This is a genomic window from Shewanella basaltis (genome assembly GCF_023283885.1).
Classification (GTDB): Bacteria; Pseudomonadota; Gammaproteobacteria; order Enterobacterales; family Shewanellaceae; genus Shewanella; species Shewanella basaltis.
On the sequence record NZ_JAKILA010000013.1, the window covers coordinates 91,814 to 117,803 of the forward strand.

20 protein-coding genes and 1 tRNA gene are annotated in these 25,990 nt (G+C 42.6%); 12 read left to right on the forward strand and 9 right to left on the reverse strand.

Annotation, left to right across the window (positions count from 1 at the left end; translation table 11 throughout):
* Positions 1 to 3 precede the first annotated feature (3 nt).
* Entirely contained in the window at positions 4 to 1,488 is a 1,485-nt protein-coding gene (locus L2703_RS11020) for a tryptophan halogenase family protein (RefSeq protein ID WP_248971141.1), read from the reverse strand.
* Between the two features lie 81 nt (positions 1,489 to 1,569).
* Positions 1,570 to 4,308 carry a TonB-dependent receptor gene (locus tag L2703_RS11025; protein ID WP_248971142.1) on the reverse strand — a complete coding sequence of 913 codons (2,739 nt, stop codon included), beginning with the start codon at positions 4,306 to 4,308 and terminating at the stop codon, positions 1,570 to 1,572.
* Positions 4,309 to 4,810: 502 nt separating this feature from the next.
* Here L2703_RS11025 and L2703_RS11030 point away from each other — a divergent pair.
* The 4 genes from L2703_RS11030 (at position 4,811) to L2703_RS11045 (ending at position 11,917) form a co-directional block, all read left to right on the forward strand.
* A complete protein-coding gene (locus tag L2703_RS11030) occupies positions 4,811 to 6,442 on the forward strand; it encodes an alpha-glucosidase family protein (protein WP_248971143.1) in 1,632 nt (543 codons plus the stop codon).
* A 375-nt stretch (positions 6,443 to 6,817) separates the two neighbouring features.
* Entirely contained in the window at positions 6,818 to 8,086 is a 1,269-nt protein-coding gene (locus L2703_RS11035) for a sugar MFS transporter (protein WP_248971144.1), read from the forward strand.
* 126 nt (positions 8,087 to 8,212) lie between these two features.
* Positions 8,213 to 9,427: an RsmB/NOP family class I SAM-dependent RNA methyltransferase gene (locus tag L2703_RS11040; protein ID WP_248971145.1), complete on the forward strand. Its 1,215-nt coding sequence runs from the start codon at positions 8,213 to 8,215 to the stop codon at positions 9,425 to 9,427.
* 228 nt (positions 9,428 to 9,655) lie between these two features.
* The gene (locus tag L2703_RS11045; protein WP_248971146.1) at positions 9,656 to 11,917 is read left to right on the forward strand and encodes a bifunctional diguanylate cyclase/phosphodiesterase; all 2,262 of its coding nucleotides are present in this window, start codon (positions 9,656 to 9,658) and stop codon (positions 11,915 to 11,917) included.
* A 65-nt stretch (positions 11,918 to 11,982) separates the two neighbouring features.
* Here L2703_RS11045 and ald read toward each other — a convergent pair whose 3' ends face one another.
* On the reverse strand, positions 11,983 to 13,098 hold the full coding sequence (gene ald, locus L2703_RS11050; RefSeq protein ID WP_248971147.1) for an alanine dehydrogenase: 1,116 nt from the start codon (positions 13,096 to 13,098) through the stop codon (positions 11,983 to 11,985).
* Positions 13,099 to 13,276: 178 nt separating this feature from the next.
* Between ald and lrp the strand changes: the two genes are divergently transcribed.
* The 6 genes from lrp (at position 13,277) to serS (ending at position 20,389) form a co-directional block, all read left to right on the forward strand.
* Positions 13,277 to 13,774 carry a leucine-responsive transcriptional regulator Lrp gene (gene lrp / locus L2703_RS11055; protein ID WP_248971148.1) on the forward strand — a complete coding sequence of 166 codons (498 nt, stop codon included), beginning with the start codon at positions 13,277 to 13,279 and terminating at the stop codon, positions 13,772 to 13,774.
* A gap of 296 nt (positions 13,775 to 14,070) precedes the next feature.
* Positions 14,071 to 16,722 (forward strand): DNA translocase FtsK, encoded by a 2,652-nt coding sequence (locus L2703_RS11060; RefSeq protein ID WP_248971149.1) that lies wholly within the window; start codon positions 14,071 to 14,073, stop codon positions 16,720 to 16,722.
* 11 nt (positions 16,723 to 16,733) lie between these two features.
* Positions 16,734 to 17,378 carry an outer membrane lipoprotein periplasmic chaperone LolA gene (gene lolA, locus L2703_RS11065; protein WP_248971150.1) on the forward strand — a complete coding sequence of 215 codons (645 nt, stop codon included), beginning with the start codon at positions 16,734 to 16,736 and terminating at the stop codon, positions 17,376 to 17,378.
* 7 nt (positions 17,379 to 17,385) lie between these two features.
* Complete coding sequence (locus L2703_RS11070) at positions 17,386 to 18,717, forward strand: replication-associated recombination protein A (protein ID WP_248971151.1); 1,332 nt, start codon at positions 17,386 to 17,388, stop codon at positions 18,715 to 18,717.
* On the forward strand, positions 18,710 to 19,084 hold the full coding sequence (crcB, locus tag L2703_RS11075; protein WP_248971152.1) for a fluoride efflux transporter CrcB: 375 nt from the start codon (positions 18,710 to 18,712) through the stop codon (positions 19,082 to 19,084). Before L2703_RS11070 ends, crcB begins: the two co-directional genes overlap by 8 nt.
* An 18-nt stretch (positions 19,085 to 19,102) precedes the next feature.
* Complete coding sequence (gene serS, locus L2703_RS11080) at positions 19,103 to 20,389, forward strand: serine--tRNA ligase (protein ID WP_248971153.1); 1,287 nt, start codon at positions 19,103 to 19,105, stop codon at positions 20,387 to 20,389.
* A 263-nt stretch (positions 20,390 to 20,652) separates the two neighbouring features.
* Here the strand turns inward: serS and L2703_RS11085 are convergent, their stop codons facing one another.
* The 6 genes from L2703_RS11085 to punR form a co-directional block, all read right to left on the reverse strand.
* Entirely contained in the window at positions 20,653 to 20,991 is a 339-nt protein-coding gene (locus L2703_RS11085) for a TusE/DsrC/DsvC family sulfur relay protein (RefSeq protein WP_248971154.1), read from the reverse strand.
* On the reverse strand, positions 20,985 to 21,293 hold the full coding sequence (gene tusB / locus L2703_RS11090) for a sulfurtransferase complex subunit TusB (protein WP_248971155.1): 309 nt from the start codon (positions 21,291 to 21,293) through the stop codon (positions 20,985 to 20,987). Before tusB ends, L2703_RS11085 begins: the two co-directional genes overlap by 7 nt.
* Positions 21,290 to 21,646 (reverse strand): sulfurtransferase complex subunit TusC, encoded by a 357-nt coding sequence (gene tusC / locus L2703_RS11095; RefSeq protein ID WP_248971156.1) that lies wholly within the window; start codon positions 21,644 to 21,646, stop codon positions 21,290 to 21,292. Before tusC ends, tusB begins: the two co-directional genes overlap by 4 nt.
* A 184-nt stretch (positions 21,647 to 21,830) precedes the next feature.
* Complete coding sequence (gene tusD, locus L2703_RS11100; protein ID WP_248971157.1) at positions 21,831 to 22,220, reverse strand: sulfurtransferase complex subunit TusD; 390 nt, start codon at positions 22,218 to 22,220, stop codon at positions 21,831 to 21,833.
* Positions 22,221 to 22,287: 67 nt separating this feature from the next.
* On the reverse strand, positions 22,288 to 22,947 hold the full coding sequence (locus L2703_RS11105) for a Bax inhibitor-1/YccA family protein (RefSeq protein WP_248971158.1): 660 nt from the start codon (positions 22,945 to 22,947) through the stop codon (positions 22,288 to 22,290).
* A 184-nt stretch (positions 22,948 to 23,131) separates the two neighbouring features.
* Positions 23,132 to 24,034, reverse strand: a complete 903-nt coding sequence (gene punR, locus L2703_RS11110) for a DNA-binding transcriptional activator PunR (protein WP_248971159.1) — start codon at positions 24,032 to 24,034, stop codon at positions 23,132 to 23,134.
* 319 nt (positions 24,035 to 24,353) lie between these two features.
* Between punR and L2703_RS11115 the strand changes: the two genes are divergently transcribed.
* Positions 24,354 to 24,443 (forward strand) — tRNA-Ser (locus L2703_RS11115).
* 98 nt (positions 24,444 to 24,541) lie between these two features.
* A complete protein-coding gene (locus L2703_RS11120) occupies positions 24,542 to 25,942 on the forward strand; it encodes a site-specific integrase (RefSeq protein ID WP_248971160.1) in 1,401 nt (466 codons plus the stop codon).
* Positions 25,943 to 25,990 lie beyond the last annotated feature (48 nt).

Here is a 25,990-nt window from a genome sequence, read left to right on the forward strand (position 1 = left end):
GGATCATCCACAAGATGTTAAAAACTGTTCGTGAGATGTCAGCAACGTAAGCTGCTGCCGATAAATGGCATTAAGATTGGCTAAAAATTCAAGTCGCTGTGCTTTGGTGATCATATTGGCGAGGGGGTTATAATCTTCTGGCATGATGCCTTGTCCTAACATGATCTGTAGCCATGCCTCATTAGTAAAGAGATCTTCCTGATGCCTAAATAAATTACCTGTAGCTTTAAAAAGGGCTATTTTGTGTTTAAGTGACTCTGGAATGTCCATTGCTCGGCAATCATGCCAAATATCATCGAGTTCTGAGCGAGTATTGAGGTGATAGTGCAAAATAATAACATCACGAATTTGCTCAAATTCCACTTTAGATTGACGGTTATATTCATCAATAAGTGGTTGGTTGATTTGTGCATGTGGCATTAATTTAGTTAAACGGATAATGGCAGTTTGCACCAAATGAATGCTGGTGGACTCTAACGGCTCTAAAAAGCCAGAGGAAAGCCCAATGGCAAGGCAGTTTTTAACCCATTGCTGCTGACGTCGGCCTGGGGTGAAACGAATGAGCCTAGGTTCACCAATAGCAGGCGCATCTAAGTTATCAAGCAGTAATTGCTTTGCCTCATCATCAGACATTTTATGACTGGCAAACACCAAGCCATTACCAGTATGGTGTTGCAGTGGAATACGCCATTGCCAACCATTTTTGTGGGCAATTGAGCGAGTATAAGGCACTATCGGCTCGACTTTTTCACAAGGCACAGCCCAAGCGCTATCACAAGGTAGCCAATGCTGATAACTGTCAAAGCCGACCTTAAATACGTTATCCAGTAACATGCCATGTAAGCCTGAACAGTCAATAAACAAATCGCCTTTAACTGTGTTGCCATTATCAAGGGTAAGAGAGGTGATAAACTCGCGCTCATCTTGAGTGACCTGAATCACTTTACCTTCAATGCGCTTTACCCCTTTGTCGATACTGTATTTGCGCAGCAATTTGGCATAAAGCCCGGCATCAAAGTGATAAGCATGCGTAATGCCAGCAAGCTGATTGTTGTGAATTCGCGGTGTAGGGGAAAATTTACCTTCAATAGCCGCTTGATAGTTAAAGGAGTAGTCCCATAACGATTTAGCTTCAGGTTTGTCGGCTAACCAGTAATGATGAAAGGCCGTATAACCAATATCTTTACCGAATTCGCCAAAGGCATGCATGTATTTATCGCCAACCTTGCCCCAATGTTCAAACTCAATACCCAGCTTAATAGTGGCTTTAGTTTGCTGTATAAATGCTTTTTCATCGATACCAAGCACATCGTTGAAAATTTTAAGGGGAGGGATGGTGGCTTCTCCTACGCCAATAGTGCCGATATCGTCAGACTCAATTAGGCTAACAGATAAACAGTCTTTATACAGTTTACTGAGTAATGCTGCCGTCATCCAACCTGCTGTTCCACCACCTAGAACAACAATGTGATTTACGTTAGTCGCCATAATCATCCTTAAAAAAAAGCCTCTGCAATACAGAGGCTTATTCTAAACAACAGCTAAGTGTTAGGAACAAGTCCTACAGTATTAGAACTTGTAGTTAGCACCAAGCATGAAGTTACGACCATAGTTTTGGTAGTCACGAACATGGCGAGCATCATCACCAGTGTAAGTGATAAATGGCTCATCAGTTAAGTTATTAACCTGGAATACCACTGATAAACCATATAGTGCATCAATACCACTTTCGGTAAAGTCATAACCAATTTGCGCATCGACCACGGTTTCACCTTGAACGTTTACATTTACGCGGCTTAAGCTGATTGCAGTAACTTCACCTAAGAAATCGCTACGGTAGCGAGAGCTAACACGGGCTTCAAAACCTGAGTTTTCATAGTAAATGGTGGCATTAAAGGTTTTATCAGAAAGACCTGCTAAAGCGATTGGGTCGCGGTCTGCAGTTTCTCTTACTTCAGAGTCATTGTAAGAACCGTTTAGGATTGTACCAAAACCTTCTAACGCATCTGCAAAATAACCAAAGTCCACAGAGAATGACGCTTCGATACCGGCAATATGGCCACCATCACCGTTCACTGGTGCTTCGAATGAACCTTGACCTTTTCCTGGCTCAACACCTGGAATAACGTCTTCAAAATCAAGGAAGATGGTTTCAGTATAAACAGGGTTTTCTAACTTTTTGTAGTATGCTGCAATAGCGAAATAACCTTGATCGCTAAAGTAGTTTTCGTAGCTTAAGTCAACTTGATTGGCCATCCAAGGACGAAGAGTCGGGTTACCTGAACTACCAGAGTAGTAAATCCCGCCGGCACCATTTGGATCGTAATTGAAGCTTGCAGAAGCATTCATTTTGTCCATTCGAGCACGGCTCATGGTACGGGCAGCGGCTAATACGATACGCTGGCTGTCAGTTAAACCAAGTGCAATGTTCATGCTTGGTAACCATTCTAGGTAATCATCTTCACCATAGCTATCAACGACTTCTAGAGTTCCATTGACGTTTTCAACGGCTTTAGCATTAGATGATTGGTTTGTTTGAACCGCCTGAACACCAAAGTTACCGGTTAAAGGCATATCGCCAATTTCAGTTTCAAAATCCGCTTTTACGTAGAAAGTAGATACTTTCTCTTCAACTTGCCAAGTGTTAGTTGAACGTTCAGGTTGAACGGTAGCTGCATCTAATGAGTTATAAATGCCTGCGTTATATAATGCTAACGCATTGTAAGAAAGCATATTACCCATGCCGAAGAAGGCAAGCGATGTCGGGTTTTGTAAGTATTCATTTGGCACAGCTAACATATAGTTATCACCGCTGCCGATTTCATAACCTTTAAGGGTTAAATATTCGCCATTATCGACTTTGTTCTTTTCGCGGTTTGTGTAGTTAACACCAAATTCGACGCTACGCATAAAGCCTTCATCGAAATTGTAAGTGGTGCTTAAACGCAATGTGGCTAATTCATCTTCAATTTTAGGCTTGTTAATAAAACCATCTTGCATGTTGCCATCAATTGACGGCCCCCAGCTGAATGCGCCGCCTAGTTTGATTAACTCAGGATCTGCGTAATCTAATGATGGGTCGAATAAATAACGGCCATCGCCAGTGAAGTTAAATCCTAGGTTAGGCTCTACTGCACCAACACCATTACCACGGCCAGTACCGGCATAGGTTTCGATACCAATGTCAGTACGTTCAACCTTTGACATAGCCAAGTCAGCTTCGATTTCCCAGTTATCATCGATGATATAGTTGTTGTTCCAACCGACTGAGATAGAGTCTGCATCACGAGTATTAATGTCGTTGCGCACTAATACCATTGCATCTTGGAAAGACCCTTCAGTGACTAAACCGTTCTCAACAGTCGTTGAGGTGCTACCGCTGTTAGCCCAACCGCCACCCCATTGACCAGGGATTTCGATACCACGTAAAATTTGTTCATCATAGAACTTGGTGTAAAACACATCGACTACAGAGCGGAATTGTTCATTTGGTTGAAATTCTATAACCGCCATTACCCCATCACGCTCAAGTTCAGATGAACGTACATAGGGCTTAGCACCGCCTAAAATAGCATCGCCGTTAGCATCTTCTGGGTAACCCCATGCTTGCCAGCGCTCTTCTTGGTTAGGTGATTGCATGCGAGAATAACCCAACGCGATACCGATAGTGTCGTCTGCAAATTGATCGATATAAGAAATGCTGCCTCGGTAGCCTTTATCAGTACTGCCAGCGTTTAGGGCACCAAGTGAGTTGGTTTCACCACGTAAGTTAACAACAAAGGTTTGTTCGCCGTGTTTTAGCGGGCTGATGGTTTGCATATCAACCGTACCAGCAATAGCTTGGGTCATTAACGACGCATCAGGGGTTTTGTAAACTACCACTGAGTTGAGCAATTCAGATGGGTACTGATCAAATTCAACGCCACGGTTATCGTTAATTGACGCTTGCTCACGCCCGTTTAACGTTGCTAACGAGAAATCTGGGCCTAAACCACGGATAGATACGACGTTAGCACGACCATCTAGACGTTGTGCGGCAATACCAGGTAAACGTGCAAGTGATTCAGCAATTGATACATCAGGTAGCTTACCAATGTCTTCAGCTGAAATCGCTTCAACGACAGAAGAGCTAGTCATTTTAACGGCTTGTGCTTCTTGCAAACTGCGGCGAATACCAGTGACCTGGATCACTTCGATATTTTCTTCGGCAGTCTCAGTTGTGTTGACATCATCAGCAGCGTAGGCGCTGATACTCGCACCGGCGGTGGCTAGTGCTAACGTAAGTAGGCTCGGTTTAAATAGCAACATTCATCTTTCCCCTTTTGTGAACACTTAACAGCTTGATTTAGGTCGAGTGTTAGTGTCCTTTTGAATTTTGGTTACAGTCTTTATTGTGTTTATGCTCCAGCATGCTTAATTAACTTTATAAGTGACTGCATAAGTGCTGAAGTTATGACCAAATTGTTGCACAACAGTGACGATACTACTCCCAGTACACTTTTGCCGACAATATTATGCATACGTATTCAAAGCCAGCAGCAACGCCATTTAGCTGCTGTTGTATAATTTAAACACAGAGTTGAATGTGTCTTTTTGTGTAGTAAATGTATGATTTTATTGTTTTTAAGTTGTTTTGGCCAACCTGTGAAATGTAATTGTTTCTTTGCATACGTATGCAGGTGTATTGAACCTGATTTCCTTATTCACGTATCCTCTGGGTATTAATAAAACAAGCGCGACCTGTTACTCGGTCGTAACATCAAGTTAACTTGCAGGGCAAAAATGCGTTAACTTAGTTTAAGGGGATACAATGGGTCAGGTAACCTGGTGGCGAGGTGGGGTGATATATCAAGTTTACCCACGCAGTTTGATGGATTCCAATGGTGATGGCGTTGGAGACTTACAAGGTATTATTGCTAAGCTTGACTACATTGCTAGCCTCAACGTCGATGCGATTTGGATTTCACCTTTTTTTAAATCGCCGATGAAAGATTTTGGTTACGACATTAGTGACTATCTTGAAATTGATCCTTTGTTTGGCACCATGGCGGATTTTGATCAACTTATTGAACAGGCGCATTTACGCAATATTAAGGTGGTCATTGATCAGGTGTTAAGTCACACATCAGATCAGCATGCATGGTTTGAACAAAGTCGCCAAAGTCGTGACAACGACAAAGCAGATTGGTATGTGTGGGCCGACCCTAAAGACGATGGCAGTGCACCAAATAACTGGTTAGCCATTTTTGGTGGTTGTGCCTGGGAGTGGGAGCCTCGACGCCAACAATACTATTTGCATAATTTTCTTAAAAGCCAACCTGATTTAAATTTCCATTGTCCGCAAGTACGTCAAGCTGTACTTAATAACGTAGAATTTTGGCTTAAAAAGGGCGTAGATGGCTTTCGACTTGATGCCATTACCTTTTGTTATCACGATGAGCAATTACGCGACAACCCTGCTAAACCAAAAGACAAACGCCAAGGCCGTGGTTTTAGCGAAGACAATCCTTATGCTTATCAATACCATTATTACAACAATACCCGGCCTCAAACCGTGGGTTTTATTGAAGAGTTAAGGGAATTAATTAATCGCTATCCGGGTGCCGTCACCTTGGGTGAGGTTTCATCAGAAGACTCATTAGCCACGATGGCAGAATATACTCAAGGCGATGATCGTTTACACATGGCCTACAGTTTTGAGCTATTAACCGATGATTTTAGCGCAGCCTATATTCGCCAAACCGCAGAAGAATTAGAAGCCAGCATTGGTGATGGTTGGCCATGTTGGGCAATTGGTAATCATGACGTACAACGGGTTGCATCTCGTTGGGGGAAAGCGCAAGCAAACCCGACCATGATAAAAATGCTCAATGCGATGTTATTTTCTTTGCGTGGCAGTGTATGCAGTTATCAAGGTGAAGAATTAGGCTTAACCGAGGCATCGATTGAATTTAGTCAATTACAAGATCCTTTTGGTATTGCGTTTTGGCCAATGTTTAAAGGCCGTGATGGCTGTCGTACACCTATGCCATGGATTAAAAATGACCCACATGCCGGTTTTAGTGATGTGGCCCCCTGGTTACCCGTAGCACCAGAGCATAAAAACTGCGCCGTAGATGTGCAGGATGTAGACAGTTATTCTATTTTAAACAGTTACCGGCATTTTTTAGCCTGGCGAAAACAACAGCCTTTATTGGTGCAAGGTGACATATCGTTTGTTGATGCCGACACCAATGTGTTGGCCTTTATCAGAACACTAGACTCGCAGCGAATGCTGGTTCTGTTTAATTTTTCTGGTGAACAATGTCGTTTTGACTTAGGCAAGTTAACACTAGATGAGGCTGTGCAGGGGCATGGGCTGGAGTCTGGTTATATCGCATCAGATGATACAAGTGCTGTTATTTTGCCTGGCTTTGCCAGCTTTTATGGCAAATTGAACTAGCATTTACAAACTGAAATACGAAAGGCCTTTGACCTTTGCTGGTTGAATGTTGTTCGAGTTAAACACGTTTTTAGGCTAACTTTTCAGGCAGCGTTTGTTGGCCCTGTTTACTGCGTTGTCGACTCTTTGTGCAAAATAATGACACGAAAAGTCTCTACCTCGCAGTGATATAGGTAAGTAATGGCCAACAATTCGCTGCAAAAACAACCTTGCAAGTTCAACAGGTCTTGGTGTTTCAGGTTTTTTTTCTGTCATCCATGGGCATTATTGAATGAGTAAATATGCCCCAATAAAAATTGTCACCTTGACGATAATTATCGCCAATATATAGAAGTAATATGCCAAACAACAATAACTAACGAGAAGAGACCAATTATGGCTTCAACAATGCAAAGTACAGAATACACAACAACTGACGGTGGTAATGGTAATTATCGGTTTGCGTTAGTGTCATTAACCTCGCTGTTTTTTATGTGGGGATTTATCACCTGTTTAAACGACATTTTAATTCCGCACTTAAAGGCGGTGTTTTCACTTAATTACACCGAGGCAATGCTGATCCAATTTTGCTTTTTTGGCGCTTACTTTTTGGTGTCGTTGCCCGCGGGTAAGTTAGTTAAAAAAATGGGTTATCAAAAAGGCATAGTATGTGGTTTATTAATCGCCTGCTTAGGTTGTTTGTTGTTTTACCCCGCCGCGGCGTTTGCAACATACGGATTGTTTTTAGGCGCATTGTTTGTATTAGCATCAGGCATCACCATTTTACAAGTTGCCGCGAATCCTTATGTTAACGCATTAGGCAGTGTTGAAACTGCATCGAGCCGCTTAAATCTGACCCAAGCATTCAATGCACTGGGTACCACGGTTGCCCCTTATTTTGGGGCGGTACTCATCTTGTCTGTGGCAAGTGGCGCTGCTGAAGGTTTAAGCCATGCGCAAGCCGAAGCGGAAGTGGTTAAACTGCCATACCTTATTTTGGCCGCCATGTTAGGTGTATTAGCGTTTATTTTTGCCAAACTTAACTTACCGACCATTGCTGAGCACAATGAAGTGTCTGACAACACAGGGGTTGTTACACACAACGGCAAAACCAGCGCATGGCAAAGTACCCATTTAGTGTTGGGCGCGGTGGGTATTTTTGTTTATGTGGGCGCAGAAGTATCCATTGGTAGCTTTTTAGTTAACTTTTTAGGCGAAGAACATATTGCCGGTTTACAAGAAGCCGATGCGGCTAAATACATTACCTATTATTGGGGCGGGGCGATGGTCGGTCGTTTTATTGGCTCTGCGGTAATGCAAAAAATTCCGGCGGGTACCATGCTTGCTTTTAATGCCTTAATGGCTGCTGTGCTTGTGTTAGTGGCAATGACTAGCAGTGGCGCTATTGCCATGTGGTCAATTTTAGGTGTGGGACTATTTAACTCAATTATGTTCCCAACCATTTTTAGCCTGGCATTGCGTGGCTTAGGCCCACACACCTCACAAGGCAGCGGTATTTTATGTTTAGCCATTGTGGGCGGCGCGATTGTACCGTTATTACAAGGTGTCATGGCAGATGCCATGGGCTTACAACTGGCGTTTATTTTACCGGTTGTGTGTTATGGCTTTATTTTATTTTATGGCGCTAAAGGCTCAAAAATGTAATTGGTGATCCCCAGTTTACTGGCAGACAAACTCAGCGACCTTCGGGTCGCTTTTTCTTGCTATCAGTGGCCTAAATCCCTATGATCGGCACGTTTTTACACTGATTGTTATTTTATGAGAGAGCCCATGTTAACTTACCCGCTGTCTGGCAGTTCATCTGAATTAGTATTAAACGTACTGACGATGGTGTTAACCCGAGGAAAACCACTAGATCGCGCTTATTCTGAGCATTTTTCTGGTTTATCGCTTAACCCGTCAGAGCAAGCGCGGATCACCCAAGTTACTGGCGATATTTTACGTCGGCTTAATCTGTATTGTTTTTTAGTCGATATCACCCCCGACGAGTTTGATCGCCAGGGGTCGAAACTGCTTAATGGTTGGCATGTGTTTCATGGCCTTGATTTACCTAAGATGCAGTACTCGTTACAAATCGAGCAAGCATCATTTGATGTCAATCTTGAAAAAGCCAAAGCCGATCCTGTGTTGTGGGATGGTTGTCCTGAATGGTTAAACGAATTAGGGCAAACCCAATTAGGCGATAAATGGCCGGCAGAACGTGCTGCATTAGCAGAGCAACCTAAGCGCTATTTGCGCGTTAATGAGCTTAAGTGCGATCGTGAAAAACTGATTGCTCGTTTGCAAAAAGAGGGCGTAACGGCCGTTGCATTGCCCGATGTTGCCTCTGCAGTTGAGGTAACCTCAGATTCGGCTCTGTTTCGTACCGATGCCTTTAAAGATGGTTGGTTTGAACAACAAGACGCCGGCTCGCAATTAGTGGCTGACGCCGTAGGCGCTAAACCGGGGATGCGTGTGGTTGATGCCTGCGCGGGTGCGGGGGGCAAAACGCTGCATATTGCTGCGCAAATGCAAGGTAAAGGGCGTTTATTGGCAATGGATGTTGAGCAATGGAAACTCGACAATTTAAAAGCTCGTGCTAAACGTGCTGGTGCGCATAATGTTGAAACCCGCATTATTGCCAGCTCTAAAACCATTAAACGTTTAAAGCTCAGTGCCGACCGAGTACTACTTGATGTGCCTTGTTCAGGACTTGGCGTGTTAAAGCGTAACCCAGATTCAAAATGGCGTGATACCCCTGAGCGTTTACCCGTATTGATTGATTTGCAAAAGCAGATTTTGCAAAGTTACAGCCGCATGGTCAAAGTGGGCGGTATGCTGATATACGCAACCTGTTCAATCATGCCAGAAGAAAATCGTCAGCAAGTGGACGCTTTTCTAGCTGACAACCCACAATTTCGCTTTATTGAAGATGAAAATATCTTAGTGTCAGAGCGCGGCTTTGACGGTTTTTATCTTGCCAAAATGGAACGGGTTTCTGAATAGCACGTTATTGTTGGTATCAATAGTAACAAGCTATAAACGTAACAAATACTTATCAATTTTATAACAGTGTCTTTTGGGCACTGTTTTTTTTCATGCATAATTATGCTGCTGACTTGCCAATATTTTTGAGCTTAAATGTGAATTTTACATTGATTAAAAGCATATAAATGCATAATCTTATTAACATAGTTAGTTTATGCAATTTAGCTCATTTATATACGGAGCACTATGGATATAGGACCTAATATTATCAGCACCTTGCCGGATTCGTCTCAAGATCCATACCATGAATCCAGCCTAGAGCGTTACAGCACTATTTTGAATATGGTGTTACAGGGTCAGCCTTTAGGCGAAATGCTCCACGCGTTAGTGTTGCTGATTGAGGCGCAAAAAATAGGTACTCGAGCATCGGTATTGCTCATCAGTGATGATGGCAAAAGGCTCTTATCTGGTGCTGCGCCAAATTTACCTGATACGTACAATCAGGCCATTCATGGTGTTGAAATAGGTCCCGAAGTCGGTTCATGTGGTGCTGCTGCATTTTTGTGTCAGCGGGTGATTGTTGACGATATTGATAATCATCCTAATTGGCAAAAGTACAAAGAGATCCCGCTTAAATCTGGATTAAAAGCGTGTTGGTCAGAACCCATTAAAGACAGTAACAATAACGTACTTGGTACGTTTGCCATGTATTACGATACGGTAAAGTCGCCAACGGAGCAGGACTTAATTCTCATTCAAGAAGCCGCTAGATTAGCCAGTTTGGCCATTGAGCGAAGCCGTGGAATGCATGTACAACGGTTAAGCAGTAAAATTTTTAGTAGTCTACCTATTGCGCTAGTGATCACCAGTGAAGATAACTCAGTATTATTAGCCAATCCTGTATTTAAAGCGTTAACCTCGACTTACTACGCCAACCTTAAATTATTTGATGTACAACGTTTTTTAAGTCACTCATCCCCATCAGTAACAGCCGATTTATTTGATAGTTTATCAAGAGGACACGCTTGGCAAGGGGAATTAAAGGGCTTAAAAAATGATAATGACATTATTGATATTGCCCTAACGGTCACTGTTATTCGTGACACTTTTACCCAACAAAATTGTTTCGCTTGGTTGATTAATGATATCTCGGCCAGAAAAAATGCCGAGCAGCTTATTCATTTTCAAACAAACTATGACCAATTAACTGGGTTGGTAAATCGAAAACACCTGTTCCATAGTTTGCAAAGCATGATTGAGTCGGACGATTTACATCATGAGAGTGAAAAACAGTTTAGTTTGATGTTGATAGACATAGACCATTTTAAACAAATTAACGATACCTTAGGCCATGACAAAGGCGATTTGGTGTTAAAGTTAGTGGCTAAACGCTTGTCGAGTGTGATCCCTGAAAACGTATTGTTATCGCGCATTGCAGCAGACGAGTTTGCCTTAGTATTACCGGGTAAATTATCGACAGATTCGCTCATCAACATGGTTAACGATGTCTCGGCAGTGCTCGACAATCCATTTTCAGTGGGCGGGCAACATCTTAAACTGACCATAAGTACTGGTTTAGCTCGTTACCCAGATGATGCCGAAAACGTGGAACAAATTTTAAATTGTGCCACCCAAGCCATGTATAATGCCAAATCACATGGGCGTAATTGTTTTCGTTTTTTTAATCAACAAATTCAAAAAGATGCAGAACGCAGTGCCGAATTACACATGCGTTTAAAGTCAGCCATCAGTAACAATGAATTTGCATTGTATTATCAACCTATCGTCAATCCACATAACGGTTTGATAGTCAAAGCTGAGTGTTTGTTACGTTGGCAATATGATGGACGCTTTATCTCGCCGGATGAATTTATTCCTATCGCCGAACAATCGGGCTTTATTGTCAATATTGGTGAATGGGTAAGAAATGAAGCACTTAACACGATAGCTATACTGCAACAACGTGGTTTGACTATCCCACTATCAATTAATGTGTCGACAATTGAGTTTTGGACCACAGATTTACAACAACGCTTTTTGCGTTATTTTGATGAAAAACAATCCGAGTATGATGCCGGACAATTTCCCTATTCTTTTATTACACTTGAAATTACCGAATCACTGATGATGAAACAACTTGATACCATCAATCAGTTGCTTAACGAGTTAAGACATCGTGGAATGCAAATTTCAGTTGATGACTTTGGTACGGGGTATTCGTCACTGTCTTATTTGGCCAATTTCCCAGTAGATCAAGTAAAAATTGATAAGTCGTTTATTCAAAAAATATCTATGGGGGCCCGCCATGAAGCACTCATTGAAGCCATTGTTAGTATGAGTAGAGCGCTTGATTTAACCATAGTTGCAGAAGGTGTAGAAACTCAGGCAGAGTTTGATTTTATTAAGTTGCAAGACATTGAGTCGGTGCAGGGATATTACTTTCACAAACCGATGCCACAACAAGCATTTTTTGAGCTATTAGCAAAACAGTCACAAACTACAATATAAAAATTATAGCCATAAAAAAATGCCGCATTAACTCATGCGGCATTTTTTATTACACCAAAACCTAATTAGTTAAGCATGCTTTTAGGCTCAGTAAACTCAAGGTTTAACGCTTCAGCCACTTCTTTACATACTAGTTTTCCGTGGATAACGTTTAAGCCATTTAATAAATGTTTATCATTTAATAACGCTTGTTTGTAACCCTGGTTAGCTAACTTAATGATGTAAGGAAGGGTTGCATTGTTTAATGCAAACGTTGATGTACGTGCAACAGCACCTGGCATGTTTGCCACACAGTAATGCACAACGTCATCAACAATGTAAGTTGGGTCTTGGTGAGTGGTTGCGTGTGAAGTTTCAACACAACCACCTTGGTCGATAGCAACATCAACAATCGCGCTACCAGGCTTCATGCGCTTAACCATGTCTTTAGTGATAAGTTTTGGCGCAGCAGCACCTGGTACTAATACACCACCAATGACTAAGTCTGCTTCAAGCACATGACGTTCAATCGCATCGGCTGTTGAGTAAATGGCTTTAACCGCTGAACCAAATTGAACATTTAAGCGGCGTAATGCATCAATACTACGGTCAAGTACAACGACATCAGCGCCCATACCGACCGCCATTTGTGCCGCGTTAGTTCCTACCATGCCGCCACCAATAATGACCACTTTAGCAGGCTCAACACCAGGCACTCCGCCTAACAACATGCCGCGACCACCGAGTGATTTCTCAAGCGCACGTGCGCCCGCTTGAATTGACATACGGCCGGCAACTTCAGACATAGGAGCAAGAAGGGGTAAACCACCACGATCATCGGTAACGGTTTCGTAGGCAATACACACTGCGCCGCTAGCGATGAGATCGTTCGTTTGGGCTAAATCAGGTGCTAGGTGTAAATAAGTAAATAAGATTTGGTCTTTACGCAGCATTGCGCGTTCAACAGCTAATGGCTCTTTTACTTTGACAATCATTTCCGCTTTAGCAAAGACTTCAGCAGCGGTTGTTAAAATTGAAGCTCCAGCATCTATGTAATCTTGATCAGTAAAGCCGATACCTACACCCGCATCTGACTGAACAAAAACTTCATGACCTTTAATCGTCAATTCGCGCACACTTGAAGGAACCATACCGACACGGTATTCGTGGTTTTTGATTTCTGTTGGTACACCAATAATCATTTTTGAGCCTCAATTTGCATAAAACCCACTTTAAGTGGGTATAGTTGTTATTAATTGTGACCTGAACGTGCTTATTTCAGGGAACTCTAGTATAGTGCTGGTTAAGCAGATTATGCTGCTGAAGTTCCCCTTAAAAAAGGTTTAAATATTGTTTTAAGGACAAAACAAGGTTAAAAATATGGTTAGTAATAAAAACGTTTCAATTAAAGATTTAGACCGTATCGATCGCAATATCCTGCACGAGCTACAAATTGACGGGCGGATTTCTAATGTCGAACTGTCTAAACGCGTTGGCTTAAGCCCGACGCCTTGCCTAGAAAGAGTTAAACGCCTAGAAAAACAAGGTTTTATAAACGGCTATACTGCGTTGGTTAATCCACATTTTTTAGGTGCATCGTTACTTGTGTTTGTTGAGATCACCTTAAATAGAGACACGCCAGACATTTTTGATCGCTTTAATCGCGCGGTTCAACTCCTAGATGACATTCAAGAGTGCCACTTAGTCTCTGGTGATTTTGACTACTTATTAAAGACAAGAGTGTCAGATATGTCTGCATATCGACGATTATTAGGTGAAACCTTACTGAAATTACCCTCAGTGTCAGATACTCGTACTTATGTGGTAATGGAAGAAGTAAAGCAGACTAATAAAGTGGCCTTATACAATCTAGGATAGCCTTATCTACACCACTAAGTGGTTTAACCTGTTTGCACTATTGTTACCAGCGTTTTAATGCAATCTTGATGGACTATAAAATCGCGAGCTTGACTCTCTTTTATGGCTTCATCAGAGATTGTTTGTGTCGATAAAATCGCCACTGCTTAGTCTATCTTGCACACTTTTGATTGCCTGGATTAATTCCCTATAACAATCCATTGAGCTTCATTAAATCAAGGTGCATAATCACTGCAAATACAGTGATATTCTGTTATCTTAACCCTTATTTTTCACTCTTTTATGGATGTTTTCGTTTGACTCAGGAAAATAGTCTAAAAACACTCAGCGGCTTACAACGCTTGCTTGAAGGTGGTTTAATTATTTGTTGCATGGTTGCAACCTACATTCTATTGGCGCTATCGAGTTTTAACCCCAATGATCCCGGGTGGAGTCAATCACATTATCAAGGTGAAATTCACAATTGGACTGGCGCTGTTGGCGCTTGGACGGCAGATGTGCTGTTTTATTTTTTTGGCTTTATCGCGTTTTTAATCCCCGTCATTATTGCCACCACCGGTTGGTTTATTTTTAATCGTGCCCATAGATTGTTTGAAATCGACTATTTCTCTGTCGGTCTGCGCATTATTGGATTTATGTTAATGCTGTTAGCCCTGGCTGCGTTAGTGAGTATGAACGCTGAAAACATGTTTGTGTTTTCAGCCGGTGGCGTGGCAGGCGATGTAATAGGGCAGGCGATGCTGCCTTACTTTAGTACACTTGGCACAACGTTATTATTGATGTGTTTTATTTGTGCTGGTTTTACCTTAGCAACAGGAATTAGCTGGCTAACCATCATTGAGTTAACTGGCTTTAGTGCGATTTGGTGCGTAAAACGTATTTGGACGTTACCAAGCTTGTTTAAACGCGAACGCGAAACCGAAGACACCAAAGGCTTTATGTCTTTAGTTGACAAGTTTAAACAACGCCGTGAAGAATTAGACGAACAAGAGCCAGCAGAAAAGAGCAACAATGCATTTGCTAAACCGGGTAAAGATCGCACGGTTAACAGTCACGCCATAAACGATGACGCTGATCATGAGCCCGTGATTGAGAAAAAACGCAGTTTCTTTAGTCGCAAGCCAAAAGTGACAGAAACAATCGAGCCTGTCGATATTGACGATGACGAACTTGACTTTGATGATCGTCAAGAGCCGTCTATTAAACTTGAAGATGATGAGCCCGCGTTTGCCCCGTGGGTTGCCACTAAAGACGAAGATGATGATGTCAGTTTTAGTGCAAATGATGATAGCGACATTGACGATGAATTCGCGGCCGATCCATTTGCTGATGCATTTGAAAAGCCGCATTCAAACGGGGCACTAGTCGCTCAAAAACAACCGAAAAAAGAAGCTAAAATTGTCGACGGTTTAGTGGTTATTGATGGCCAGGCACCCAAAGAAAAACGCCAAATGGATCCCTTGCCAAGTATTAGTTTACTTGATGTTCCCGATCGTAAGAAAAACCCCATCAGTGAAGAAGAATTAGATCAAGTTGCCAGACTCGTTGAAACTAAGCTGGCCGATTTTAATATTATTGCCAATGTGGTTGGCGTGTTCCCTGGTCCTGTTATCACACGTTTTGAGCTTGAACTGGCCCCTGGGGTTAAAGCCTCTAAAATTACCAACCTTGCAAAAGATTTGGCGCGCTCTTTGTTAGCCGAAAACGTGCGTGTGGTTGAGGTTATTCCGGGTAAAGCCTATGTAGGGATTGAATTACCCAACAAATTCCGCGAAACCGTGTTTATGCGTGATGTGCTAGACAGCGCCGCCTTTAATGACAGTAAATCGACGCTATCAATGGTGCTAGGTCAAGACATTGCAGGCGAACCTGTCGTCGTCGATTTGGGCAAAATGCCGCACTTATTAGTGGCCGGTACCACAGGCTCGGGTAAGTCTGTAGGGGTTAACGCGATGATCACCAGCTTACTGTATAAGTCTGGCCCAGATGATGTGCGCTTTATTATGATTGACCCTAAAATGCTTGAGCTATCGGTGTACGAAGGGATCCCTCATTTATTATGTGAAGTGGTTACCGATATGAAAGAAGCCGCCAATGCACTGCGTTGGTGTGTAGGCGAAATGGAGCGTCGTTATAAATTAATGTCAGCGTTAGGCGTGCGTAACTTAAAAGGTTACAACTATAAAATTAAAGATGCTGCCGCAAAAGGTGAATACATCCCAGATCCATTATGGAAGTCATCTGAGAGCATGTTAGATGAAGCGCCAGCGTTAGAAAAACTGCCATCAATTGTCGTGGTAGTGGATGAATTTGCCGACATGATCATGATTGTCGGTAAAAAAGTTGAAGAGCTTATTGCCCGTATTGCTCAAAAAGCCCGTGCGGCAGGTATTCACTTAATATTAGCGACTCAGCGTCCGTCGGTAGATGTAATCACAGGTTTAATTAAAGCTAACATCCCAACTCGAATCGCATTCCAAGTGTCGTCACGTATCGATTCGCGTACGATTTTAGATCAGCAAGGCGCCGAAACGTTATTAGGCATGGGCGACATGTTGTATTTACCTCCAGGCACCAGTGTGCCTAACCGGGTTCACGGTGCATTTATTGATGACCATGAAGTGCATAAAGTGGTCGCCGATTGGTGTGAGCGCGGCCAACCACAATATATTGATGAGATTTTAAATGGCGTGTCAGAAGGCGAGCAGGTGCTGCTACCGGGTGAAACGTCAGACACTGAAGAAGAATACGATGCACTCTATGATGATGCAGTGGCGTTTGTAACTGAAACCCGCCGCGGCTCCATTTCAAGTGTGCAACGCAAATTTAAGATTGGTTATAACCGCGCCGCCCGCATCATAGAGATGATGGAAGGTCAGGGAATTGTCAGCTCTCAAGGCCACAATGGTAACCGTGAGGTGTTGGCTCCGCCACCACCAAGAAACTAATAGGAATAATGATGAATAAACGTATTACAGTATTAAGCCTATTTATTACGACGAGCATGCTCACCGCCGCTGCACAGGCTGATGATGCCAAAGAATTACGCACCAAATTAGCCAAAATAGACAGCTTGCATGCCACGTTTTCTCAGCAAGTCACCGACATTAACAATAAGCCCATTCAAAGTGGTAATGGGGTATTTGCATTGGCTTTTCCCAATCAATTCTACTGGCACTTAACTGAGCCAGATGAGTCGCTGATTGTTGCTGATGGCGCTAATTTATGGGTCTTTAATCCTTTTGCTGAAGAAGTGACTGTGATGGACGTATCGCAAGCGGTAGACGCATCACCGATGGCATTGTTGGTTCATCGCGATGACGAAACATGGAACAAATACACAGTGATGAAACGTCAAAACAAAGCAAAATCGAGTTGTTTTGACATTCAGCCTAAAAAACTTAACAGCAGCGTTGTTGCCGTTAGCGTCTGTTTTAATGGTGAACAACTTACCCAATTTAATTTAACAGATGAACAAGGTAATCTAAGTCAATTTCAATTGTCAGCTCAACGCGCAGTGTCAGCAACTGAAAAAAGCTTATTCAAGTTTGCCATACCAGACAACGTTGAAATAGACGACCAGCGCCTAAAACAGGTTAATTAAAGGGTTAATGGCTAATTTAGGATTTGATTTCGCGCCTGATTTTAGGCCCTTAGCTGCACGAATGCGGCCAAGGGACATTAGCGAATATATCGGCCAGGCGCACCTGCTCGGTGAAGGGCAACCACTGCGTAAAGCGCTAGAGGCAAATCGGGCCCACTCAATGTTATTGTGGGGGCCTCCCGGTACCGGAAAAACCACCTTAGCTGAGCTGATAGCGCATTATGCAAATGCTCATGTGGAGCGTATCTCGGCGGTTACATCGGGTGTAAAAGACATTCGTGCCGCCATTGAGCAAGCCAAAGCCATTGCCCAAAGTCGTGGCCAACGCACCTTATTATTTGTAGACGAAGTGCATCGTTTTAATAAAAGTCAGCAAGATGCCTTTTTACCCTTTATTGAAGACGGCACGGTTATTTTTATTGGTGCAACCACCGAAAACCCGTCGTTTGAAATCAACAATGCCTTACTTTCTCGCGCCCGTGTTTATCTTATTAATCGATTAACGTCGGACGAAATTCAGTTAATTGTGACACAAGCACTGAATGATACTGAACGAGGCTTTGGCAAGCGACAGTTAACCCTACCAGATAGGGTGGCTAAACAACTTGCCGACATAAGTGAAGGTGATGCCCGCAAAGCACTCAATTTACTAGAGCTCATGAGCGATTTGGTTAGCGATGGCGGTGAATTTACCACAGACATGCTGACTCAGGTTGCAGGCCATCAAGCGGCAGGTTATGACAAAAATGGCGATCAGTTTTACGATTTAATTTCTGCCGTTCATAAATCTGTGCGAGGCTCAGCGCCAGATGCCGCACTTTACTGGTTTTGCCGAATTTTAGAAGGCGGTGGCGATGCGTTATATGTTGCGAGGCGTTTATTGGCTATCGCTTCAGAAGACATAGGTAATGCCGACCCCGTTGCTATGACCGTTGCGCTAAATGCCTGGGACTGTTATCACAGAGTCGGGCCCGCCGAAGGTGAGCGAGCGATTGCACAAGCGGTATTGTATCTTGCTAGCGCCCCTAAAAGTAATGCGGTTTACACCGCCTTTAAGGCTGCCCGTGAGCTTGCTAAACAAACAGGCCATGAACCAGTGCCTAATCATCTTCGAAATGCCCCCACCACACTCATGAAAGAAATCGGTTTTGGTAAAGAATACCGCTATGCTCATAACGAACCTGGTGCCTATGCACCGGGCGAAAATTACTTTCCACAGTCGTTGCAGCACAGTCAATTTTATCAACCGACCAATCGTGGTTTTGAAAAACGCATTCAAGATAAATTAGCTCAATTAAGTGATCTTGATAAGCAAAGTGAGGTCAAGCGTTATGACTAACGTGTTGCTTGTCGCGCTGGGTGGGTCAATTGGTGCAGTTTTACGCTATCTTCTGTCAATATTTATGATCCAGCTATTTGGAAGCAGTTTTCCTTTTGGTACACTGTTGGTTAATGTAATGGGATCGTTTTTAATGGGCGTTGTTTATGCACTTGGGCAATTGAGCCATGTCAGCCCCGAAATTAAAGCCCTAATCGGCGTTGGTTTATTAGGGGCGTTAACCACGTTTTCGACTTTCTCAAATGAAACCTTATTGCTGATCCAGGAAGGCCTTTGGCATAAGGCTGTTTTAAATGTGTTGTTGAATGTCACCTTATGTCTTTTTATGGTGTACATAGGTCAACAGCTTGTATTTTCTCGCGTTTAACTAAAAAGAACTGACAACATGCTAGATCCAAAATTTTTGCGTAATGAACTGGAAGTCACCGCCGAGCGTTTAGCCACTCGTGGTTTTATTCTTGATGTTGATAATTTGACCAAGCTTGAAGAAAAGCGTAAATCGCTTCAAGTAGAAACCGAAGACTTACAAGCATCGCGTAACGCGATTTCAAAGTCGATTGGTCAAGCTAAAGCTCGCGGCGAAGACACCAGTGCCATCATGGCGCAAGTGGGTGATTTAGGTACTCAGTTAGATGCTAAAAAAGCGGAATTAGCAGCGCTTTTACAACAAATCAACCTCATCGCCATGAGTGTGCCAAATTTGCCAGACGAATCGGTGCCAGTGGGTGCTGATGAAAATGACAATGTTGAAGTGCGCCGTTGGGGGGTGCCTAAAACCTTCGATTTTGAGATAAAAGATCATTTAGACCTAGGCGAAGCGTTAGGCGGATTAGACTTTAAAAGTGCTGTAAAAATTACCGGTTCACGTTTTATTATTATGCGTGGTCAAATTGCTCGCTTAAACCGTGCATTAGGTCAGTTTATGCTAGATCTGCACACCACAGAGCATGGTTACACTGAAGCCTACGTGCCATTATTAGTGAACGAAGACAGTTTATTAGGCACAGGTCAATTACCTAAGTTTGGTGAAGATTTATTCCACACAAAACCTGCCACAGAAGAAGGCCAAGGTTTATCGCTTATTCCTACCGCAGAAGTGCCACTCACCAACTACGTGCGTGACATGATTGTTGATGAAAGCGAACTGCCAATGAAAATGACAGCATTAACCTCATGTTTCAGAAGTGAAGCGGGCTCTTATGGTCGCGATACCCGAGGCTTAATTCGTCAACACCAGTTTGATAAAGTTGAGTTAGTGCAAATTGCGCACCCAGATCATTCAATGCAAGCCTTAGATGAGATCACCGCTCACGCTGAAAAAGTGTTGCAATTACTTGGTTTACCGCACCGTACTATGGTGTTGTGTACTGGCGATATGGGCTTTGGCTCAAGTAAAACCTACGATATTGAAGTATGGTTGCCAGCACAAAATACTTATCGTGAAATCTCATCTTGTTCAAACATGAGAGACTTCCAAGCGCGTAGAATGCAAGCAAGATACCGTAGTAAAGTTGACAACAAACCAGCGTTATTACACACATTAAATGGTTCAGGTTTAGCTGTTGGCCGTACACTTGTTGCCGTGCTTGAAAACTATCAAAACCAAGACGGTACCATCACAGTACCTGAAGTATTACGTCCTTACATGGGTGGTTTAAGCGTTATTGGTTAATGGGTTTTGTGTCGTGCCTTGCTTATTGAGCACGACTTATTATCTCTGTTTTTGATCTTTTCAGAGGCTAACAAGCGGTGGCTAACGGTCAACGTAATAACGGAAAATTTATATCGTCTTCAATTGGAATGTTTTTTGTTTTATTGGTGATAATGTTACTTGCTCAAGTGGCTTTACTCTTTTTAGACAATATGGTTCCAAAGTAATAACGACAAAGCCCAGTTAAGAATACTTAACTGGGCTTTTTTATAAACTACTTTACGCTACAAACACTTAGCCGGTTTAGGTAGCCCAGCAATTTTGGTAGCTTGTTTGGCTGGCCCAACAGGAAATAGGGTGTATAAATACTTAGAGTTACCTTTATCAGGGCCTAAGCTTTGGCCAATTGCCTTTACCAACACTCTTATTGCAGGACTGGTTTTGTATTCAAGATAAAAATTACGTACAAACCAAATGACTTCCCAGTGCTGCGCTGTCAGTTCAATGTTTTCCGTCGTGGCAATGATTTGTGCCATCGACTCTTGCCAATCTGCGACATTTTTCAAATAACCTTGATGATCTGTTTCTATTTGCTGACCATTAAATTCAAATGAGTTTACCAAGTGATCACCTTGTTATGTTTAAGCGATTGTTCAACAAAATTTGAATAATCAATAATATGAAATAATTGAGGTTGCATTTTAGCGGCAATATCATCAATGCGCTTCTGTAAGCCACGGGCTTGAATATCGTCTTGTAGCACCAATAAATTTACTGCAGCCAAACGTTGTTGCCACTGGGTTTGCAATAAGCAATTTACGGCATCGCCAGACAGTAAAATACTGTCATTGGGGTGAATGTACCGCAAGCAGGTGTTGAGCGCATTGTCGCAAAGCGTTGATGTTTGGATTTGATGTAAGATCAAAATACGAGTACCTCATCAACGGTTTGTAATGTTTGGGTGATAAGGTCCGCTGTCACAACTTGTGCATCAATGCTTAATTCGCTCGCATTAATACCCAATATGGCTAATGACTCAGCACACACTAATACCGTTTCAATGTCATATAATGGTAATGCCTTTAATGCAGACAAATAGTCTTTAGCACCGGCTTGCTCAGGTGTTTGGCCTGCAAGTAAATGCAATACGGCTTCATCAGTAAAAATAAGACTGACTTGTTGCTCAAAGCTTGCGCTAAGCATTGCCAAGTCTAGCCCTTCGCGGCCGCTAGTGTGACCAAAAGGGGCATGGCGAAATACAATTGCTAACGATTTCATTCTATATACCGTTAATTAGTCGAGCCTGTTTATAGTGTAAGGGCATTGTTTACTGCACAATGTTGGCCATGATGGTAAAGCAGAAATGGGTGTCTTTTAATTGACTGTCTTATGTGATTTATGCATTCGACACGACGAAAAAGGGCGAGCACGACGACATGCAACCCGCTAAGTTAACCCGCGCCTAAAAGCTGATTAACCGATCCGCTTTTTCAATTCCCACAACTAATTCACCTAAACCACCCATAGTAAAACACGCATCACTGTTCCAGTGTGATTTACCATTTTCATTTGCTTCTTGTTCAGACAGTACACCACGACGCAGAGCCGCCGATACGCAGTTGATTAACGGCACTTGATACTGTTTTGCAAAGGCTTGCCACTTAGCATGCATGTTTATCTCGTCAGATGCCGGGCAGGTAAGGGCATTACTGTTGGTTACACCATCTTGATAAAAAAACACATTAATAATGCTATGCCCATTAGCCAATACATTTTGGCAAAAAGACAATGCGCGAAAGCTTGCACTGGAGCCATAAACGCTGCCGTTTACTTGGATGATAAATTTACTCATGATAATAAAAAATGGCCCTTAATTAGGGGCCATTTTATCTTAATTTGGAGGTGAACTCTATCGGCGATTAATCGTCGTTGCCCATACCCATCAAATGTAAAAGACTCATAAACAAGTTTAAGAAGTCTAAAAACAACGAAACCGTTGCACGGATGTAATTGGTTTCACCGCCATTCACGATACGGCTGGTGTCATATAAGATAAAACCAGTCATTAACAATGCAATACCGGCATTCATTGCCATAAACATAACTGAGCTTTGTACAAATAAGTTAATGACTAAGGCGCCAATCATCACTAGCATGCCCGCAAATAAGAACCCGCCCATAAATGAGAAGTCTTTTTTAGTGGTCAGTGCATAAGCTGACAACGCCACAAAAATAACCGATGTTAAGCCAAGCGCTTGCATGATCAAACCAGGACCATTTGCCATGCCTGCGTAGTGGTTAAGAATGTAGCCCAGTGATGCGCCTTCCATACCGGTAAAAGCAAATACCCAAAAAATACCGGCAGCAGAATCAGCTTTTTTTAACGTGACAAACAGTAACACTAAACCACCTAATGACAGGCCTAGTGAGGTCCATCTACCGATTTCTAACAGCATGCTTAAGCCAGCGGTTAGCGCAGCAAAAGCAAGTGTCATAGACAGTAGCATATAAGTGTTTTTGAGCAGTTTATTGACTTCGGTAGTCGATAGACTTGGGGATAAAACTGATTGTTGACTCATTATCGTCTCCTGAGATTAACTCAATGATTTGTTCAACGTGAAAACGCACCGTTTTCACTCTGACACTCAATCCTTTTACATAGGTTAAGCAACGTACATTAAATTAAAATGAATTTGTTGTTCACGGTTGTTAGCTAACTTACCATAATCTTAAGTTTAATATAACCTTAATCTGTTCAATGGGTTAACTTAACCATTCTTTTTTTAGTTTAGGTGTTTCACCTAAGTAATCGAGCACCCATTGCATTGCTGGAGTCATATTGGCACTGTTCCATGCAAGGCAACAAGCGGTATCTTGTTTTGGGGAGGCAATTTGTTTTTCAATTAACGCCCCAGCTTTAATAAAAATATCAGCTAAATGGTAAGGCATGTAGCCAATGCCTAAGCCTTCACGAAAACAGTTTAAGGCGCGGATCCAGTCTGGTACCACAATGCGGCGTTGGTTGTTTAATAGCCAGTTTGGTCTGTGAGCGAGATTATGTGCGGTGTCTTGCAAGCAAATTGATGGATATTGTATTAACTCTTCATCCGTTAATGGGTGTTCAGCTTTCGCTAGAGGGTGATTCTTGCTCACCAAAAACGCCCATTGAATCATCCCCATATCGCGCGACTTAAACACCCCACCCACAGGGATGCTCGACGTTGCACCAATGGCGACATCGCTTTTACCGGTTGATAATGCTTCCCACACCCCGTTATACACTTCAAGGCGGATGATTAGCTCTATGTCCGTAAAGTGGCGATAAAAATCGGCGATCAGTCCACTAATTTTGTCGGCTCGAACCATATTATCAATGGCAATAGACAAAGAAGGGCGCCAACCATTGGCTACTTTTTGGGTGTCACGTTTAATGTTGTTTAATTTAGTCATGATTTCGCGCGACTGAGCAACAAAATGCTCCCCCGCTGGTGTTAAGCTAACACTGCGATGATGGCGCACAAATAATATCACCCCTAAATCATCTTCAATTTGCTTAATTGCATAACTTACCGCAGAGGGGACTTTATTTAATTTATTTGCAGCGGCGGTAAAACTGCCCACTCGGGCAACAATATCTATCATTTCGAATGCTTGTTCTGAAAGCATCTCGCTATCCTTTGCATTGGCAACGTTACTTGCAGTTAAGGTAAACATTAACCCTTATCAAATCAAGTAAAGTCGCTGTTTTCAGCAGTTTATTCGCATGTTTTCGCCAACAAAAATGTTTGCATGTTGATTCAAACTCAGCGCGGAGTGTCGTGTATTGAGATAGCGGTAAGCGGGATGACAATAGGGCTTGGCTTCTTTATTGAGACTGCGTGTAACTCGTAGGTGAAAACGGTTGGATGTTTTATCAGCAGTTGAGTGATTATTTTCAATTTTGCTCTTTACACAAAACGGTCATTATCATATTATTCGCCCGCTCGGAGGGATGGCAGAGTGGTCGAATGCACCGGTCTTGAAAACCGGCAACGGTTTACCCCGTTCTAGGGTTCAAATCCCTATCCCTCCGCCACATTCTAAAGTGAAAAAGCCATTGATAATCAATGGCTTTTTTGCTTTCTAGCATTTGAAAAATCATATTCTCAGACCCAAAACGGATGACTGAGACATATGTACCTATTTCGAGCCACAAATTGTACCTATTACACCCGCATGGTGTTGCCTGTTTATCTGCGTGATAAAGGCTTTTCTGCCGACATCAAAGTATCCCTGCTCACTAAACAGCGCTCAATCGCGATAGGCCGTAATCTTGTCGTTGCGGGTATCTTACGGCCATTAATCAGCAACTTAACACCACAATCACAGCCAGATGCGTTTAAAGCACAGGTGAATCAATTGATTAATGATGCCCGTGCAGGCTTTGTTGGGGAAACCGATACGCTTGATGATAACGCCAAGCCTGTGCGAGAAATCATTCAGTTTATTCCTACTCGGCCAACGCAATTAGCACATAATAGTGCGACATGTGACAATTATCCCTCACCAACAAACTTGGCATTCTCAAATAATTCGAGTAGTAAAAAGCAAACAAATTCAGTCGCTAACGTCACATTGTCGGATGCACTAATCAAGTTTATAGCGTCTAAACAAAAGCAGTCTGTCTCAGTCTTAACGGTAAAGCAGCTAAATCAACGTATAGGCCACTTTATTGAAAGAACCCACCTAGATGATGTATTTGACATAACCAGCGCTGAGGCGATGGAATACAAGGATTGCTTGCTCGAAGAAGGGCGAAGCCATAAAAGTAATAAAGACTACTTAGCCGCGGTGTCGCAATTCTTCAAGTGGAGCAAACTGATGCGCTACACCAGCGCCAACCCGTTTGATGAAGTGAAGCTATCAAAGCCAAGTAACCAAGCTGGGCATGATTTAGCGCGTCAGCGCTGGCAACCAGAGCAACTAAAACACGTGCTGCAATCACAAGACTTTATTGATAAACACCCTGACTTTAAATGGATAACACTATTGATGCTGTATCACGGTTTGCGACCTTCTGAAGCCTGTCAGCTACACAGCAATGATATAACCGTAATCGATGGTATCACCGTCATTCACGTGACTAATGAGGGCATGAGCCAACAACTCAAGACAACTCAGTCAAAACGAACTGTTCCGCTACATCAAAAACTCATTGAGCTTGGTTTTATTGATTTCGTTCAAACCATTAATGACCGAACATCAAAAAACAGTCAATTAACAAGCAACCCGTTATTTCATTATCAACCAAGTAGTGATGGCGTTTGGTCACACAAGTTTTGCCGAGAGTTTGGCAAGTTACTCGACCAACTTCACTTTGTTGCAGGTAAACGACCTACAGCCTATTCATTCCGTCACACCTTTATTGATGAGCTTAAGCAACTGCAAATAGAAGAATCGATGGTGGCACAGCTTGTTGGACACGTTTATCACAACATCACCTATGGACGATACGGCAAGCAATATGATGTGAAAACACTCAAACCTGTGGTGGATAAAGTCAGTTACACATTGAATCTATTTCTACCAGTATAAGAAGTGGGATTATATGAGAGGATTTTTGCTGAAAAGCTCAACCGTAGA